The sequence below is a fragment of the Leclercia sp. Marseille-Q4284 genome, assembly GCF_916618945.1.
Taxonomy (GTDB): domain Bacteria; phylum Pseudomonadota; class Gammaproteobacteria; order Enterobacterales; family Enterobacteriaceae; genus Enterobacter; species Enterobacter tamurae.
Window position 1 is genome coordinate 151873 of the sequence record NZ_CAKAKG010000001.1, and the last position, 16558, is coordinate 168430.

The 16558-nt window shown below is 57.4% G+C and carries 15 protein-coding genes and 1 other RNA gene; 12 read left to right on the top strand and 4 right to left on the bottom strand.

Annotation, left to right across the window (positions count from 1 at the left end):
- The first annotated feature begins 36 nt into the window (after positions 1 to 36).
- The 3 genes from LG383_RS00740 (at position 37) to LG383_RS00750 (ending at position 2555) form a co-directional block, all read left to right on the top strand.
- The gene (locus tag LG383_RS00740) at positions 37 to 894 is read left to right on the top strand and encodes a small-conductance mechanosensitive channel MscS (protein ID WP_106994365.1); all 858 of its coding nucleotides are present in this window, start codon (positions 37 to 39) and stop codon (positions 892 to 894) included.
- Between the two features lie 141 nt (positions 895 to 1035).
- A complete protein-coding gene (gene argO / locus LG383_RS00745; RefSeq protein ID WP_106994366.1) occupies positions 1036 to 1671 on the top strand; it encodes an arginine exporter ArgO in 636 nt (211 codons plus the stop codon).
- Positions 1672 to 1763: 92 nt separating this feature from the next.
- On the top strand, positions 1764 to 2555 hold the full coding sequence (locus LG383_RS00750) for an oxidative stress defense protein (RefSeq protein ID WP_225758106.1): 792 nt from the start codon (positions 1764 to 1766) through the stop codon (positions 2553 to 2555).
- Between the two features lie 59 nt (positions 2556 to 2614).
- Here the strand turns inward: LG383_RS00750 and argP are convergent, their stop codons facing one another.
- A complete protein-coding gene (gene argP / locus LG383_RS00755) occupies positions 2615 to 3508 on the bottom strand; it encodes a DNA-binding transcriptional regulator ArgP (protein WP_106994367.1) in 894 nt (297 codons plus the stop codon).
- 150 nt (positions 3509 to 3658) lie between these two features.
- Here argP and rpiA point away from each other — a divergent pair, with 150 nt between their 5' ends.
- Both rpiA and serA read left to right on the top strand, forming a co-directional pair.
- Positions 3659 to 4318, top strand: a complete 660-nt coding sequence (gene rpiA / locus LG383_RS00760; protein WP_166185451.1) for a ribose-5-phosphate isomerase RpiA — start codon at positions 3659 to 3661, stop codon at positions 4316 to 4318.
- A gap of 267 nt (positions 4319 to 4585) precedes the next feature.
- Positions 4586 to 5818: a phosphoglycerate dehydrogenase gene (gene serA, locus LG383_RS00765; RefSeq protein WP_225758107.1), complete on the top strand. Its 1233-nt coding sequence runs from the start codon at positions 4586 to 4588 to the stop codon at positions 5816 to 5818.
- Between the two features lie 102 nt (positions 5819 to 5920).
- On the opposite strand, the gene LG383_RS00770 is transcribed toward serA, so the two are convergent.
- The 3 genes from LG383_RS00770 to zapA form a co-directional block, all read right to left on the bottom strand.
- Entirely contained in the window at positions 5921 to 6517 is a 597-nt protein-coding gene (locus tag LG383_RS00770) for a 5-formyltetrahydrofolate cyclo-ligase (RefSeq protein ID WP_225758108.1), read from the bottom strand.
- A 25-nt stretch (positions 6518 to 6542) separates the two neighbouring features.
- Positions 6543 to 6726, bottom strand: a non-coding RNA gene (gene ssrS, locus LG383_RS00775) — 6S RNA.
- Positions 6727 to 6767: 41 nt separating this feature from the next.
- The gene (gene zapA, locus LG383_RS00780; RefSeq protein ID WP_032613890.1) at positions 6768 to 7097 is read right to left on the bottom strand and encodes a cell division protein ZapA; all 330 of its coding nucleotides are present in this window, start codon (positions 7095 to 7097) and stop codon (positions 6768 to 6770) included.
- Positions 7098 to 7264: 167 nt separating this feature from the next.
- On the opposite strand from zapA, the gene LG383_RS00785 reads away from it, so the two are divergent.
- From LG383_RS00785 to gcvP, 7 genes are all read left to right on the top strand, one after another.
- A complete protein-coding gene (locus tag LG383_RS00785) occupies positions 7265 to 7843 on the top strand; it encodes a YecA family protein (protein WP_146145529.1) in 579 nt (192 codons plus the stop codon).
- A 21-nt stretch (positions 7844 to 7864) separates the two neighbouring features.
- Positions 7865 to 9178 carry a Xaa-Pro aminopeptidase gene (gene pepP / locus LG383_RS00790; RefSeq protein WP_225758109.1) on the top strand — a complete coding sequence of 438 codons (1314 nt, stop codon included), beginning with the start codon at positions 7865 to 7867 and terminating at the stop codon, positions 9176 to 9178.
- Entirely contained in the window at positions 9175 to 10353 is a 1179-nt protein-coding gene (gene ubiH, locus LG383_RS00795) for a 2-octaprenyl-6-methoxyphenyl hydroxylase (RefSeq protein WP_106994373.1), read from the top strand. The genes pepP and ubiH overlap by 4 nt, the downstream gene beginning before the upstream one ends.
- 12 nt (positions 10354 to 10365) lie before the next feature.
- Positions 10366 to 11568: an FAD-dependent 2-octaprenylphenol hydroxylase gene (gene ubiI, locus LG383_RS00800; RefSeq protein ID WP_225758110.1), complete on the top strand. Its 1203-nt coding sequence runs from the start codon at positions 10366 to 10368 to the stop codon at positions 11566 to 11568.
- Between the two features lie 428 nt (positions 11569 to 11996).
- Entirely contained in the window at positions 11997 to 13091 is a 1095-nt protein-coding gene (gcvT, locus tag LG383_RS00805; protein WP_225758111.1) for a glycine cleavage system aminomethyltransferase GcvT, read from the top strand.
- 23 nt (positions 13092 to 13114) lie between these two features.
- Positions 13115 to 13504 (top strand): glycine cleavage system protein GcvH, encoded by a 390-nt coding sequence (gene gcvH, locus LG383_RS00810; RefSeq protein ID WP_039029826.1) that lies wholly within the window; start codon positions 13115 to 13117, stop codon positions 13502 to 13504.
- Positions 13505 to 13631: 127 nt separating this feature from the next.
- On the top strand, positions 13632 to 16505 hold the full coding sequence (gcvP, locus tag LG383_RS00815) for an aminomethyl-transferring glycine dehydrogenase (RefSeq protein ID WP_106994376.1): 2874 nt from the start codon (positions 13632 to 13634) through the stop codon (positions 16503 to 16505).
- Positions 16506 to 16558: the final 53 nt, after the last annotated feature.

The window sequence follows — 16558 nt, forward strand, 5'->3', positions numbered from 1 at the left end:
TGCATTTCTATGGTTTGCTTAGATAAGGAATATTGAATGGAAGATCTCGGTGTTGTAGATAGCATCAATAACGCGGGCTCCTGGCTGGTGCGTAACCAGGCATTGCTGTTGAGTTACGCCGTAAACATTGTGGCGGCCATCGCCATTATCATCATCGGTATGATCGTGGCGCGCATCATCTCTAATGCGGTTAACCGCGTGATGCGGGCGCGTCATATTGATGCCACGGTGGCAGATTTCCTCTCCGCACTGGTGCGCTACGGCGTTATCGCGTTTACGCTGATTGCGGCTCTGGGCCGTGTCGGGGTGCAAACGGCATCGGTTATCGCCGTGCTGGGTGCCGCCGGTCTGGCAATTGGTCTGGCCTTGCAGGGCTCGCTGTCGAACCTGGCGGCCGGGGTACTGCTGGTGACCTTCCGTCCGTTCCGCTCTGGCGAATATGTTGATCTCGGCGGCGTGGCCGGTACCGTGCTGCAGGTGCAGATCTTCTCTACCACCCTGCGCAGCGCGGATGGCCGGATGGTCGTGATCCCGAACGGGAAAATCATCGCCAACAACATCATTAACTTCTCTCGTGAACCGGTCCGTCGCAATGAGTTCATCATTGGCGTGGCGTATGACTCGGATATCGACAAGGTTAAGCAGCTCCTGACTAACATTATCGAGTCGGATGACCGCATTCTGAAAGATCGTGAGATGACCGTTCGCCTGAACGAGCTGGGTGCTTCATCTATCAACTTTGTGGTGCGCATCTGGAGCCACAGCGGCGATCTGCAGAGTGTTTACTGGGATGTGCTGGAACGCGTGAAACGCGACTTTGACGCCAACGGTATTAGCTTCCCGTACCCGCAGATGGACGTGAACTTCAAGCGTGTGAAAGAGCCAGCGGAATAACGTTTTCCCGGTAACCCGGCATGCGCAATGCGTGTCGGGTTTAATTAGTTCTGCTTATTGCCAATTAATATTATCCATTTCCTCTTATTATCCTCCCGCAGTATAGTCTGCCCTCAAGACAGCTTCCTGAGATTAATTTTCATGTTATCTTTTTACATTCAAGGGCTTATGATTGGCGCAGCGATGATCCTGCCTCTCGGCCCGCAAAATGCGTTCGTCATGAATCAGGGTATTCGTCGTCAGTATCATCTGATGATTGCGTTGCTCTGCGCAGTGAGCGATATGCTCCTGATCTGCGCCGGTATTTTTGGCGGTAGCGCGCTGCTGATGCAGTCCCCCTGGCTGCTGGCGCTGGTCACCTGGGGCGGCGTCGCGTTTCTGCTGTGGTATGGCTTTGGCGCCCTGAAAACGGCGATGGGCAGCAATATTGAGCTGGCCAGCGCCGAAGTGATGAAGCAGGGGCGCTGGAAAATTATCGTCACCATGCTGGCGGTCACCTGGCTCAACCCGCATGTTTATCTGGATACCTTCGTGGTGCTGGGCAGCCTGGGCGGTCAGCTTGATGCCGAGCCGAGACGCTGGTTTGCACTGGGTACCGTCAGCGCCTCTTTCCTGTGGTTCTTTGGGCTGGCGCTGCTTGCCGCCTGGCTGGCTCCCCGTCTGCGCACCGCCAAAGCCCAGCGCATTATCAACGGCCTGGTCGGTGTGGTGATGTGGGTTATCGCTTTCCAGCTGGCGAAAGAGGGGATTCATCATATTCGGGAACTATTCGACTAAGCGTTGTCTTATGGACATTCGACCAGCAGCCGCTAAGCTTGCTGGCATGCGCCCTGTTACATGGGCACTCTTCGCAACATGGAGGAATAAAAGTGAAGTTGAATGTAATCGCCCTGGCGGCATTAATGGGTTTTGGCGCAGCATCCGTTCAGGCCAGTGAACTGCCTGACAGCCCGCACATTGTGACCTCCGGTACCGCCAGCGTTGATGCGGCCCCGGATATTGCAACCTTAGCCATCGAAGTGAACGTGGCGGCAAAAGATGCCGCTACCGCCAAGAAACAGGCAGACGATCGCGTTGCGCAATATCTCTCTTTCCTGGAGCAGAACGGCGTCGCTAAAAAAGATATCAACTCTGCCAACCTGCGTACTCAGCCGGATTATGACTATAAGGATGGCAAAAGCATCCTGAAAGGTTACCGCGCGGTGCGTACCGTGGAAGTCACGGTACGTCAGCTTGATAAGCTCAACTCCCTGCTGGATGGCGCGCTGAAAGCGGGTCTGAACGAAATCCGTTCTGTCTCCCTGGGTGTTGCGCAACCTGAGAAGTATAAAGACGAAGCGCGTAAAGCGGCGATTGATGATGCCGTGCGTCAGGCGCAGCAGCTGGCTTCTGGCTTTAACAGCAAGCTGGGCCCGGTTTACAGCGTCCGTTACCACGTCTCTAACTATCAGCCGAGCCCGATGGTACGCATGATGAAAGCGGAAGCGGCGCCAGTCTCTGCGCAGGATACCTACGAACAGCCAACCATTCAGTTTGACGATCAGGTTGACGTGGTGTTCCAGCTGGAGCCAGCGCAGGGTCAGCAGCAGAACCAGCAGGTTCAGCAGACTCAGCCGGTTCAGCAGAATCAGCAGCAGGATACGGCGACTAAAGCACCGTAAGTCTGGTATTCAGCACAGAAAAAAGGCCGGGTCAGCGTTAATGCGACCCGGCCTTTTTATTAGTCCTGACGCAGGACTTTATGTCCATGGGCCAGCAGCGCGTCGGTGACGTTGCGCATCATCCGGCTTTCCGGGGCAAAGCGGTGCCAGTAGAGCATACGGCGCTGGTGTAAGCCTGGTGTCAGGTCGATCAGCTCGCCGCTGTTCAGCTCTTTCTCGATCTGCAGATGCGGGATCATGCAGCAGGTGGTGCCCTGACGTGCCAGCTGCACGAAGGCTTCGGAGGAGTTCACGATATGGCAGGGTACGCTGCCCGGTGGCAGGTCGAAGTTCTGCTGTAAAAATGCCTGATGCATGTCATCAAGATGGTCAAAGGCCACGGCAGGTGCTTTCAGCAGCGCCGCGCGGGTAACGCCATTCGGGAAGTAACGCTCGGCAAAGGCTTTTGAGCCAACGAACAGATAATCCAGCGCCCCCAGCTGATCCACCAGGCAGCTTGGCAGCGCCTGAGGCTGGATACTGACTGCACCCACTACTTCACCGCGGCGCAGACGTTCCTGGGTACGGGTTTCGTCTTCAACCTGCAGATTCAGGCGAATAGGCGAATCGGCCAGCACCGGGGCGAGGGCAGGGAGGAGCCAGGTTGCCAGACTGTCGGCGTTGACCGCCAGCGAGAGCAGCAGCGGCGTGGAGCCGGTCTGTTCATCGCCCAGCCACTCATCTTCCAGCAGCTCAACCTGACGCAGTAGCGCCAGCAGCTTTTGCCCCTGTTCGGTTGGACGCGGCGGCACGGTACGAACCAGCAGCGGCTGCCCGAACATGTTTTCAAGCTGTTTGATTCGTTGTGAAACAGCGGATTGGGTAATGCACAGCTTTTGGGCTGCGCGTTCGAATCCGCGTTCACGAATAACGGCATCAAGCGCCTGTAATGTTCTGTAGTCCGGACGTTTCATTGCTCTGGCTGACTCCCAAAAAATTCAATACTTCGCACTATGACATAAATTTATGTTTGATACAGACGAAATTGGTGACCTCGCAGATCACATGGCGCAGGCGAATGCTCTATAATGCGCGTCACGCAAAATCATCACGGGCACGAGATCATGACGCAGGATGAACTGAAAAAAGCAGTAGGATGGGCCGCTCTCCAGTATGTACAGCCGGGTACCATTGTCGGCGTGGGCACAGGGTCAACGGCAGCACACTTTATTGATGCGCTGGGCACCATGAAAGGCCAGATCGAGGGCGCGGTTTCCAGCTCCGATGCCTCCACGGAAAAGCTGAAAAGCCTGGGGATCACCGTTTTCGATCTCAACGACGTTGACCGTCTGGGGATCTACGTCGACGGCGCGGATGAGATCAACGGCCATATGCAGATGATCAAGGGCGGTGGCGCGGCGCTGACGCGCGAGAAAATCATCGCCTCCGTGGCGGACAAGTTTATCTGTATCGCCGATGCCTCCAAGCAGGTCGATATCCTCGGCAACTTCCCGCTGCCGGTTGAAGTGATCCCGATGGCGCGCAGTGCGGTTGCCCGCGAGCTGGTGAAACTGGGTGGCCGCCCGGAATACCGTCAGGGCGTGGTGACGGATAACGGGAACGTGATTCTGGATGTTCACGGTCTGGAGATCCTCGACGCCGTGGCGCTGGAGAATGCCATCAATGGTCTGCCAGGCGTGGTCACCGTAGGGTTATTCGCCAATCGTGGCGCGGACGTCGCGCTGATCGGCACTGCCGATGGCGTCAAAACCATCGTGAAATGATCTGACGGGGGGAGCCTCCCCCCGCTAACTTTTTTTGCAACAGCGATATTCGGTGACTTGTGTCACATTTCTAATTCTCTCCTGACGATCCTGCCGCTTTCGTATTCCTCCACAGCATATTTCACTGCCAATTGGCGCTGTATGACATTTCTTCAGAGTCCCGACGCAAACGTTCATATTGCTGCAATAGTTTTTTTTGATATGTTGGCTGGAGCGGATTTCAATCCAGCACAACAACAGTTCAGACAATCAGACAGGGTCGGGGAAATGGCAAAGGTATCACTGGAGAAAGACAAGATTAAATTTCTGCTGGTCGAAGGGGTGCATCAGAAAGCACTGGATAACCTTCGTGCGGCAGGTTACACCAACATCGAATTTCACAAAGGCGCGCTGGATACCGAACAGCTGAAAGAGTCGATCCGTGACGCCCACTTCATTGGCCTGCGATCCCGTACCCACCTGACTGAAGACGTTATTGCCGCAGCAGAAAAACTGGTTGCGATTGGCTGCTTCTGTATCGGTACCAACCAGGTCGATCTCAATGCTGCTGCGAAGCGCGGTATCCCGGTATTCAACGCGCCATTCTCCAATACCCGTTCCGTGGCGGAGCTGGTGATCGGTGAACTCCTGCTGCTGCTGCGCGGCATCCCTGAGGCTAACGCCAAGGCCCACCGCGGGATCTGGAATAAACTGGCATCCGGCTCTTTCGAAGCGCGTGGTAAAAAGCTGGGTATTATCGGCTACGGCCACATCGGCACGCAGCTGGGCATTCTGGCGGAATCGCTGGGGATGCACGTCTTCTTCTACGATATCGAAAACAAGTTGCCGCTGGGGAATGCCACTCAGGTTCAGCATCTCTCCGACCTGCTCAACATGAGCGATGTCGTGAGCCTGCACGTGCCGGAAAACGCCTCCACCAAAAACATGATGGGTGCAGAAGAGCTGGCGCTGATGAAGCCGGGCTCGCTGCTGATCAACGCCGCGCGCGGTACGGTAGTGGATATCCCGGCGCTGTGCGAAGCCCTGAAAAGCAAACATCTGGCGGGTGCTGCCATCGATGTCTTCCCGACCGAACCGGCGACCAACAGCGATCCGTTCACCTCGCCGCTGTGTGAGTTCGACAACGTGATCCTGACTCCGCACATCGGGGGCTCTACTCAGGAAGCGCAGGAAAACATTGGTCTCGAAGTGGCCGGTAAGCTGAGCAAATACTCTGACAACGGCTCAACCCTGTCGGCGGTCAACTTCCCGGAAGTCTCTCTGCCGCTGCACGGCGGACGTCGTCTGCTGCACATCCACGAAAACCGTCCGGGCGTGCTGACGGCCATTAACCAGATCTTCGCTGAGCAGGGCGTGAACATCGCCGCACAGTATCTGCAAACTAACGCCCAGATGGGTTATGTGGTTATCGATATCGAAGCGGATGAAGACGTTGCAGAGAAAGCGCTGCAGGGGATGAAGGCTATTCAAGGCACGATTCGCGCGCGTCTGCTGTATTGATTGTGCGGTTTGTGTTGTCGGGTGGCGCTTGCGCTTACCCGACCTACAAAGTCCGAGGGTTTATGTAGGCCGGGTAAGGCGTAGCCGCCACCCGGCTTTATTCTACCAGAGCCAGATTTTGCTGGGCGTCACCACCGCAGGCAGCGGAATATCCCATTTCTCTACCGGTAACGCGTCCACGCGCTGACAATCATGGGCATAGCCCACGGGCTGTAAGCCGTGCTGCTGCCAGTTTTGCAGAGTGCGATCGTAAAAACCTCCGCCCATACCCAAACGCTGTCCGCTCTCATCAAATGCCACCAGCGGCGTCACCAGTACGTCCAGCTGATCCAGCGGCAGCACGTCACGCACATCCAGCTTAGGTTCGGTGATTTTCAGACGATTCACCACCAGCTCGCTGTGAGGATGGTAGTTGAGAAACAGCAAGTTCCCCGGGCTGAACGGGTGAAGTACCGGCAGGTAGACCTTTTTCCCGGTGCGCCAGAGCTCATCGATCAGCGGTTGGGTATCGAGTTCGCCATCAAAGGAGAGAAACAGGGCGACAGTATGCGCCATCACAACGGGTGGATAAGCCATCATGCGTGCCGCGGCTTGCTGCGCGAAATGGGCTTGCTGTTCGGATGTTAAGGCTCGGCGTTGCTGACGGATAAACTGACGAATGTGTTGACGAGAGGCAGGGACTTCAGGAAGTTGCGTCATGGTAGTCGCTGGGTAGAAAAGTGAGGGAATCTCCGAGATGCCGCCGCAGGCTGTAACCCTTGAACCCTTGGTTCAAGGTGAATGTGTCGTCATAGTTTTAAGGCTTCTCGGACGAACCGAGCATGCTCACCAACCATGGAGCGCCACATTCTTGTGGTATGAAATATCGGCTCAGGGGACTGGCCCGCATGCGAACATCTCAGAGAAATTTTTCCTTCAGGGTCACTCTACCATAGTAGACCACGAAGTGTTATTCAAAGTTTTGCCCCGGTCTGTCTGTAATTCGACCCTGATCAAGCAACGCCTGTTCAATGGTCTGCTGGAGCATTTTAATGCGTTGTTCCATGCTCGCCGCGTAATCGCGGGTCTTCGCTTTTTCCTGAGCCAGTTCATAACTGATGTTCAACGCGGCGATGAAGACCAGCTGCTCAGTATTTGTGACTCTAGTGCGTTCTTTTAAATCTTGCAACCGCTGATTCAAATCATCCGCAGCCTGATTCAAAGCATCCCTTTGTTCAGGCGGACAATTCACTCGCAGCGAACGGCCAAAAATTTGGATATCGACGGGTTGTGCAGACATGCCACCTTCCTGCTGTTTGACTGCGCTGCCTTCACTTCCGCTACCGGGGGCTGCGAAGGGGCGACACTATAGCTACCCTGGCGTGTAGAAACAAGCCCTATTCTGGTTCACCAGGGTCCAAAGTGGTAGCATATCATGAATATTCCTCCCTTTGATGACGAATGAGCATGTCTATGCAGAACGAAATGCCTGGTTACAACGATGTCAGCCAGTTACTGAACCAGCAGGGAGTGGGTTTAACCCCGGCTGAAATGCACGGTCTGATCAGCGGGATGCTGTGTGGTGGAAACAACGACAGCTCATGGCTGCCGCTGGTTCACGACCTGACGAACGAGGGTCTGGCGTTTGGGCACGACCTCGCCCAGGCGTTGCGCAGCATGCATGGCGCAACCAGCGATGCGCTGGAAGACGACGGCTTCCTTTTTCAGCTTTATCTGCCTGACGGCGACGACGTCAGCGTGTTCGATCGCGCCGATGCGCTGGCCGGTTGGGTCAATCACTACCTGCTTGGGTTGGGTGTGACGCAGCCTAAGCTGGAAAAAGTGACAGGCGAGGCCGGAGAAGCGATCGACGATCTGCGTAACATCGCTCAGCTGGGCTACGATGAAGACGAAGATCAGGAAGAGCTGGAGATGTCGCTGGAAGAGATCATTGAGTATGTGCGCGTGGCGTCGCTGCTTTGCCACGATACCTTTACGCGCGTAAAACCGACCGCGCCGGAAGTGCGCAAACCAACCTTACACTAATAACAATTCCAGGAGGGTGTCATGACTCAGCAAGAGTACCTTCGCCGCCGTCAGGCGCTGCTGGCCACTATGCAGCCGGGCAGCGCCGCGTTGATTTTTGCCGCACCGGAAGCCACGCGCAGCAACGATAGCGAATATCCGTACCGCCAGAGCAGCGATTTCTGGTACTTCACCGGCTTCAATGAGCCGGAGTCGGTGCTGGTGCTGATCAAAAGTCACGACACCCATAACCACAGCGTGCTGTTTAACCGCGTTCGGGATCTCACCGCCGAGATCTGGTTTGGCCGCCGTCTGGGCCAGCAGGCCGCACCGGAAAAGCTGGGCGTGGATCGCGCCCTCGCGTTCAGCGAAATCAACGAGCAACTCTACCAGCTGCTCAATGGCCTGGATGTGGTCTACCACGCGCAGGGTGAATACGCCTATGCCGATGAGATTGTCTTTGCCGCGCTGGATAAGCTGCGCAAAGGTTCCCGGCAAAATCTGAAAGCGCCGATAACGCTCACCGACTGGCGTCCCGCCGTCCACGAGCTTCGCCTGTTTAAATCAGAAGAAGAGCTCGATGTCATGCGTCGCGCGGGCGAGATCAGCGCTCTGGCTCATACCCGGGCGATGCAAAAATGTTGTCCGGGAATGTTCGAGTATCAGCTGGAAGGCGAAATTCACCATGAATTTACCCGCCACGGTGCTCGCTACCCGGCCTATAACACCATCGTTGGCGGCGGTGAAAACGGCTGCATTCTGCATTACACCGAAAACGAGTCTGAACTGCGGGATGGCGATCTGGTGCTGATCGACGCCGGATGCGAATTTAAAGGCTATGCCGGGGATATCACCCGTACCTTCCCGGTCAACGGCAAATTTACCCCGGCCCAGCGCGCCATCTACGACATCGTCCTGCAGTCGCTGGACACCGCGCTGATGCTGTTCCGCCCGGGCACTTCCATTCAGGAGGTCACCGGCGAAGTGGTGCGCATTATGATCAGCGGCCTGGTGGATCTGGGGATCCTCAACGGCGACGTCGATCAGCTGATCGCAGAGAACGCTCACCGTCCCTTCTTTATGCATGGCCTGAGCCACTGGCTGGGGCTGGATGTGCATGATGTGGGCGTGTATGGCCCGGAACGTTCCCGCGTGCTGGAGCCAGGAATGGTGCTGACCGTTGAACCGGGGCTCTATATCGCCCCGGATGCCGACGTGCCCGCCGAGTATCGCGGGATCGGTATTCGTATCGAAGATGACATCGTGATCACTGAATCCGGTAACGAAAACCTCACGGCGTCGGTGGTGAAAAACGCCGACGAGATTGAAGCCCTGATGGCGGCGGCCCGCCAATGAGCATCATCATCGTTGGCGGGGGCATGACGGGCGCCACCCTGGCGCTGGCGATTTCTACGCTGACCCAGGGCAAGCTTCCGGTGCATCTGGTGGAGGCCGTGGCGCCGCAGTCGGCCGGTCATCCGGGGTTTGATGGCCGCGCCATCGCCCTGGCGCAGGGCACCTGCCAGCAGCTGGCCCGCAGCGGCATCTGGCAGGCGATTGCCGATTGCGCTACCGCGATCGAAACCGTCCATGTCAGCGATCGGGGCCACGCCGGGTTTGTCACCCTTGAGGCGCAGGATTATCGTATTGATGCCCTGGGGCAGGTGGTGGAGCTGCACGACGTAGGTCTGCGCCTGTTCCGCCTGTTGCAGGATGCCCCTGGCGTGACGCTGCATTGCCCGGCGCGCGTGGAACACTTCACCCGCAGCGAAAACTCGGTCAGCGTCACGCTGGATGACGGCAGTACCCTTGAGGGACAACTGCTGGTGGCGGCCGACGGTTCCCGTTCGGCGCTCGGCCAGCAGTGTGGCATCCAGTGGCAGCAGCAGCCGTACCACCAACTGGCGGTGATCGCCAACGTTGCCACCGCCGAGCCACACCGTGGCCGCGCCTTTGAACGTTTTACCCAGCATGGTCCTTTGGCCATGCTGCCGATGTCGCAGGGGCGTAGCTCGCTGGTCTGGTGCCATCCGCTGGAAAAAGCGGATGAGGTGCAGGCCTGGTCGGATGAACGCTTCTGCACCGAACTGCAAAAAGCCTTTGGCTGGCGGCTGGGACGTATCACCCATGCCGGGAAGCGTTCGGTCTATCCTTTAGCATTAACCACGGCGTCGCAGGCTGTCTCCCATCGCGTCGCGCTGGTGGGCAATGCGGCCCAGACGTTACACCCCATCGCCGGGCAGGGCTTTAACCTCGGGCTGCGCGATGTGATGACCCTCGCCGAAACGCTGGCGCAGGCCTTTGCCCGACAGCAGGATTGCGGCGCGTATCCGGTGCTATGCCAGTATCAGAAACGACGTCAGGCAGATAAAGAGGCCACCATCGGCGTAACCGACGGGCTGGTGCATCTGTTTGCTAATCGCTGGGCACCGCTGGTGGCAGGGCGTAACCTGGGGTTAATGGCGATGGAATTATTCATTCCGGCACGCGATGTGCTGGCGCAGAGGACTCTCGGTTGGGTCGCTCGCTAAGGAGTTAACAAAGTGCAGAATGTTGATGTTGCCATTGTCGGTGGCGGAATGGTAGGACTGGCGCTGGCCTGCGGTCTGCAGGGCAGCGGTCTGCGCGTGGCGGTACTGGAGCAGAAACAGCCTCAGCCTGTCGCTTCCGATGCGCCGCCTGAGCTCCGTGTCTCAGCGATCAACGCCGCCAGTGAAAAGCTGCTGACCCGTATCGGCGTCTGGTCAGAGATCGTCGCCCAACGCGCCAGCTGCTATCACGGCATGGAAGTGTGGGATAAAGACAGCTTCGGGCATATCGCTTTTGATGATGAGAGTATGGGCTACAGCCATCTTGGCCATATCATTGAAAACGCGGTGATTCACCATGCGTTATGGCAGAAAGCGCAGCAGTGCAGCGACGTGACGCTGATTGCGCCCGCGCAGCTGCAGCAGGTGGCCTGGGGCGAAAACGATGCTTTTATTACCCTGCAAAGCGGCGACATGCTGACCGCGCGTCTGGTGGTAGGGGCCGACGGGGCAAACTCCTGGCTGCGTAACAAAGCCGACATTCCACTCACATACTGGGACTACCGCCATCATGCGCTGGTCGCCACCATCCGCACCGCGGAGCCGCACCAGGCTGTAGCCCGGCAGATTTTCCATAATGATGGCATTCTCGCCTTCCTGCCGCTGAGCGATCCGCATCTCTGCTCGATCGTCTGGTCGCTTTCCCCCGAGAAGGCCCAGCAGCTGCAGGAGGCGTCCGCCGACGAGTTCAATCAGGCCCTGTGCGTGGCCTTTGATAACCGGCTGGGGCTCTGCACCGTCCAAAGCGAGCGCCAGGTGTTCCCGTTAACCGGTCGCTATGCGCGCCAGTTCGCCGCCCATCGTCTGGCGCTGGTGGGTGACGCCGCGCACACCATTCATCCGCTGGCCGGGCAGGGCGTGAATCTGGGCTTTATGGATGCCGCCGAGCTGGTGAATGAACTGCGTCGTCTGCATCGTGAGGGTAAAGATATCGGGCAGCATCTTTACCTGCGCCGATACGAACGCAGCCGTAAGCACAGTGCTGCGATGATGCTGGCGGGCATGCAAGGGTTCCGCGAACTCTTTGCCGGTGCCAATCCGGCCAAAAAACTGCTGCGCGATCTCGGGCTGAAACTGGCTGATACCCTCCCGGGCGTCAAACCACAACTCCTGCGTCAGGCGATGGGTCTTAACGATCTGCCGGACTGGCTACGCTAATTTAGATCCCCATCACACTTTATTTTCCCGGCCTGTGGGCCGGGAAAATTCCCTCGTTTGAAATATTCTAATTTCACCCGCTTTTTCGCATTAGATTATCTAATCTAATGATTTTTATGTTACGGAAATTTCGCGCATTTTTCCGCAGTAAATATCCTCTTGTACTAAATCTTCTTCAGGTTACTTTGCTTTTGTGCGGAATGATTCGCATTTTTATAGTGAATAACTCTGTACGCTTTGCTGGCATTTTTGACCATAAGCTAATGTGATGACCCATTTTCCCTTATGGTTAACCACCGTTTTCAGTGGTAACTTCAGGGAAAAGAGAACGTTTGCGTCGGCGTCCGGGAGCGATGCCGATGCCGGGTTTTATGGTGAATTTTTCAGCATAAAACGCAAGACAGCCCAGCTCATTCAACGAGGATAAGATGGCTCAACAGACGCCTTTGTACGAACAACACACCTTATGCGGTGCACGCATGGTCGATTTCCATGGCTGGATGATGCCGCTGCATTATGGTTCGCAGATTGATGAGCATCATGCGGTGCGCACCGATGCCGGTATGTTCGACGTCTCGCATATGACCATTGTCGATCTGCACGGCAGCCGCACCCGGGAGTTTTTGCGTTATCTGCTGGCGAACGACGTGGCGAAACTGACGAAGCCGGGCAAAGCGCTCTATTCCGGTATGCTGAATGCTTCCGGCGGCGTAATTGACGACCTGATTGTCTATTACCTTACCGAAGATTTCTTCCGCCTCGTTGTTAACTCCGCCACCCGTGAAAAAGACCTCGCCTGGATCACCCAACACGCTGAACCTTACGCCATCGACATCACCGTACGTGATGACCTGTCGCTGATCGCGGTGCAGGGTCCGAACGCCCAGGCGAAAGCTGCATCCCTGTTCACTGATGAACAGCGCCAGGCCACCGACGGCATGAAGCCGTTCTTTGGCGTGCAGGCGGGCGATCTGTTTATTGCCACCACCGGGTATACCGGTGAAGCGGGCTATGAAATTGCGATGCCGAATGAAAAAGCGGCCGATTTCTGGCGTGCGCTGGTCGAGGCGGGCGTTAAGCCGGCCGGTCTGGGGGCGCGCGATACGCTGCGTCTGGAAGCCGGCATGAATTTGTATGGCCAGGAGATGGACGAAGGCGTCTCTCCGCTGGCGGCCAACATGGGCTGGACCATTGCATGGGAACCGGCGGATCGCGACTTTATCGGACGTGAAGCGCTGGAAATGCAGCGTGAGAAGGGCACCGAACAGCTGGTTGGCCTGGTGATGACCGAGAAAGGCGTACTGCGCGGCGAGCTGCCGGTGCGTTTCACCGATGCCAATGGCAACCACTGCGAAGGCATTATCACCAGCGGCAGCTTCTCTCCGACGCTGGGCTACAGTATTGCGCTGGCGCGTGTGCCGGCGGGCATTGGCGAGACTGCCGTGGTGCAGATCCGCAACCGCGAAATGCCGGTCCGCGTGACCAAACCGATTTTTGTTCGCGCCGGTAAGCCGGTCGCCTAATTATTTTTATCAGGAGAAATTCAATGAGCAATGTGCCAGCAGAACTGAAATACAGCAAAGAACACGAGTGGCTGCGCAAAGAAGCCGACGGCACTTACACCGTTGGGATCACCGAGCATGCTCAGGAGCTGTTAGGTGACATGGTCTTTGTGGATCTGCCGGAAGTGGGCGCGACCGTGACCGCGGGCGACGACTGCGCCGTGGCGGAATCTGTTAAAGCCGCTTCTGATATCTATGCGCCAGTGGGCGGCGAAATCGTGGCGGTAAACGACGCGCTGAGCGACTCCCCGGAGCTGGTGAACAGCGAGCCCTACGGCGAAGGCTGGATCTTCAAAATCAAAGCCAGCGACGAAGCGGAAGTTGCCGCTCTGCTGGATGCGACTGCATACGAAGCCCTGTTAGAAGACGAATAATGTTGTGCCGGATGGCGCTGCGCTTATCCGGCCTACAGGTCAGCGTAGGCCCGGTAAGCGTTAGCGCCACCGGGCAACAGAGTTAGAGACAACTACGATTCACTGCACGTTTCAGGAACCATCGCTCATGACACAGACTTTAAGCCAGCTTGAAAACCGTGGCGCCTTCATTGAACGTCACATCGGGCCGGATGCTCAGCAACAGCAGGAGATGCTGAAGACGGTTGGCGCGGATTCGTTAAACGCCTTGATCGGCCAGATCGTGCCGAAAGATATTCAGCTCGACACGCCGCCGCAGGTGGGTGAAGCCACCACTGAATACGCTGCGCTGGCAGAACTGAAAGGCATTGCCAGCCTGAACAAGCGCTTTAAGTCTTACATTGGCATGGGCTACACCAACGTGCAGTTGCCGCCGGTGATCCTGCGTAACATGCTGGAAAACCCGGGCTGGTACACCGCTTACACCCCATATCAGCCGGAAGTGTCTCAGGGCCGTCTGGAAGCGCTGCTTAACTTCCAGCAGGTCACCCTGGATCTGACCGGTCTGGATATCGCCTCGGCCTCGCTGCTGGATGAAGCCACCGCTGCCGCAGAAGCGATGGCGATGGCAAAACGCGTCAGCAAACTGAAGAACGCAAACCGCTTCTTCGTTGCCGCCGACGTTCACCCGCAAACCCTCGACGTGGTGCGTACCCGTGCGGAGACCTTTGGTTTTGAGGTGATTGTTGATGACGCTGATAAAGTGCTGGATCACCAGGACGTGTTCGGTGTACTGCTGCAGCAGGTTGGCACCACCGGTGAAGTGCACGACTACGGCACCCTGATTGCCGAGCTGAAAGCGCGCAAAGTTGTTGTCAGCGTGGCGGCCGATTTTATGGCGCTGGTGCTGTTAACGGCCCCGGGCAAACAGGGCGCAGACATCGTCTTCGGCTCCGCGCAGCGCTTCGGCGTGCCGATGGGCTACGGCGGTCCGCACGCGGCCTTCTTTGCCGGCAAAGATGAATTCAAACGCTCCATGCCAGGCCGCATTATCGGCGTATCGAAAGATGCCGCCGGTAACACCGCGCTGCGCATGGCGATGCAGACTCGCGAGCAGCACATCCGTCGTGAGAAAGCGAACTCCAACATCTGTACTTCTCAGGTGCTGCTGGCCAATATCGCCAGCCTGTATGCGGTCTTCCACGGCCCGGCTGGCCTGAAGCGTATCGCCAGCCGTATTCATCGTCTGGCGGATATCCTTGCCTGCGGCCTGCAGCAGAAAGGTCAAAAACTGCGCCACGCGCACTTCTTTGACACCCTGTGTGTTGAAGTGGCTGACAAAGCCGCGGTGCTGGCGCGCGCCGAAGCCGCAGAGATTAACCTGCGCAGCGATATCCTCAATGCGGTGAGCATTACCCTGGATGAGACCACCACGCGTGAAGATATTCAGGTCCTGTTCAACGTCCTGCTGGGTGACGACCACGGCCTGAATGTGGATACCCTCGATAAAGAGGTGGCGCATGACAGCCGCTCTATCCAGGCGACCATGCTGCGCGACGACGCAATCCTCGCCCATCCGGTGTTTAACCGCTACCACAGCGAAACCGAGATGATGCGCTACATGCACTCCCTGGAGCGCAAGGATCTGGCCCTGAACCAGGCGATGATCCCGCTGGGCTCCTGCACCATGAAGCTGAACGCCGCCGCCGAGATGATCCCGATCACCTGGCCGGAATTCGCCGAGCTGCACCCGTTCTGCCCGGCCGACCAGGCGGAAGGCTACCATATGATGATTAACCAGCTCTCCGACTGGCTGGTGAAACTGACCGGCTACGACGCCCTCTGCATGCAGCCGAACTCCGGCGCGCAGGGTGAGTACGCGGGCCTGCTGGCAATCCGTCACTATCACGAGAGCCGCAACGAAGGCCATCGCGATATCTGCCTGATCCCAAGCTCTGCCCACGGCACCAACCCGGCCTCTGCCCAGATGGCGGGGATGGAAGTGGTGGTTGTGGCCTGTGATAAAAACGGCAACATCGATCTGGCTGACCTGCGTGCCAAAGCAGAACAGACCAGCGATAAGCTCTCCTGCATCATGGTGACCTATCCGTCTACCCACGGGGTGTACGAAGAGACCATCCGTGAAGTGTGCGAGATCGTGCACCAGCACGGCGGCCAGGTTTACCTCGATGGCGCCAACATGAACGCTCAGGTGGGGATCACCACGCCAGGCTTTATCGGCGCGGATGTGTCGCACCTGAACCTGCATAAAACCTTCTGCATTCCGCACGGCGGTGGCGGCCCGGGTATGGGGCCAATCGGTGTGAAAGCACACCTGGCCCCGTTCGTACCGGGCCACAGCGTGGTGCAGATCGAAGGCATGCTGACCCGTCAGGGCGCGGTCTCTGCGGCACCGTTCGGCAGCGCCTCCATTCTGCCAATCAGCTGGATGTATATCCGTATGATGGGCGCGGAAGGGCTGAAGCAGGCCAGCCAGGTGGCGATCCTGAATGCCAACTACATCGCGACCCGTCTGAAGTCTGCCTTCCCGGTGCTCTACACCGGCCGCGATGGCCGCGTGGCGCACGAATGTATTCTGGATATTCGTCCGCTGAAAGAGCAGACCGGTATCAGCGAGCTGGACATTGCCAAACGTCTGATCGACTACGGCTTCCATGCCCCAACCATGTCGTTCCCGGTCGCGGGCACGCTGATGGTTGAGCCAACCGAATCCGAAAGCAAAGCTGAGCTGGACCGCTTTATCGACGCGATGCTGGCGATCCGCATGGAGATCGACCGCGTTCAGGATGGCGAATGGACGCTGGAAGATAACCCGCTGGTCAACGCCCCGCACACCCAGCACGAGATGGTGGCGGAGTGGAATCACGCTTACTCCCGCGAGCTGGCGGTCTTCCCGGCAGGCGTGGCTAACAAGTACTGGCCGACCGTGAAGCGTCTTGATGACGTCTACGGCGACCGTAACCTGTTCTGCTCCTGCGTGCCGATGAGCGAATACCAGTAACGGTTCTGCTATAACATAATCATGTAGGCCGGGTAAGCGTCAGCGCCACCCGG

Coding starts and splice junctions, on each gene's coding strand:
- gcvH (WP_039029826.1), top strand. CDS start 13,115: ATGAGCAATGTGCCAGCAGAACTGAAATACAGCAAAGAACACGAGTGG.
- zapA (WP_032613890.1), bottom strand. CDS start 7,097: ATGTCTGCACAACCCGTCGATATCCAAATTTTTGGCCGTTCGCTGCGA.
- serA (WP_225758107.1), top strand. CDS start 4,586: ATGGCAAAGGTATCACTGGAGAAAGACAAGATTAAATTTCTGCTGGTC.
- argO (WP_106994366.1), top strand. CDS start 1,036: ATGTTATCTTTTTACATTCAAGGGCTTATGATTGGCGCAGCGATGATC.
- pepP (WP_225758109.1), top strand. CDS start 7,865: ATGACTCAGCAAGAGTACCTTCGCCGCCGTCAGGCGCTGCTGGCCACT.
- argP (WP_106994367.1), bottom strand. CDS start 3,508: ATGAAACGTCCGGACTACAGAACATTACAGGCGCTTGATGCCGTTATT.
- gcvT (WP_225758111.1), top strand. CDS start 11,997: ATGGCTCAACAGACGCCTTTGTACGAACAACACACCTTATGCGGTGCA.
- rpiA (WP_166185451.1), top strand. CDS start 3,659: ATGACGCAGGATGAACTGAAAAAAGCAGTAGGATGGGCCGCTCTCCAG.
- LG383_RS00785 (WP_146145529.1), top strand. CDS start 7,265: ATGTCTATGCAGAACGAAATGCCTGGTTACAACGATGTCAGCCAGTTA.
- gcvP (WP_106994376.1), top strand. CDS start 13,632: ATGACACAGACTTTAAGCCAGCTTGAAAACCGTGGCGCCTTCATTGAA.
- ubiH (WP_106994373.1), top strand. CDS start 9,175: ATGAGCATCATCATCGTTGGCGGGGGCATGACGGGCGCCACCCTGGCG.
- LG383_RS00740 (WP_106994365.1), top strand. CDS start 37: ATGGAAGATCTCGGTGTTGTAGATAGCATCAATAACGCGGGCTCCTGG.
- LG383_RS00770 (WP_225758108.1), bottom strand. CDS start 6,517: ATGACGCAACTTCCTGAAGTCCCTGCCTCTCGTCAACACATTCGTCAG.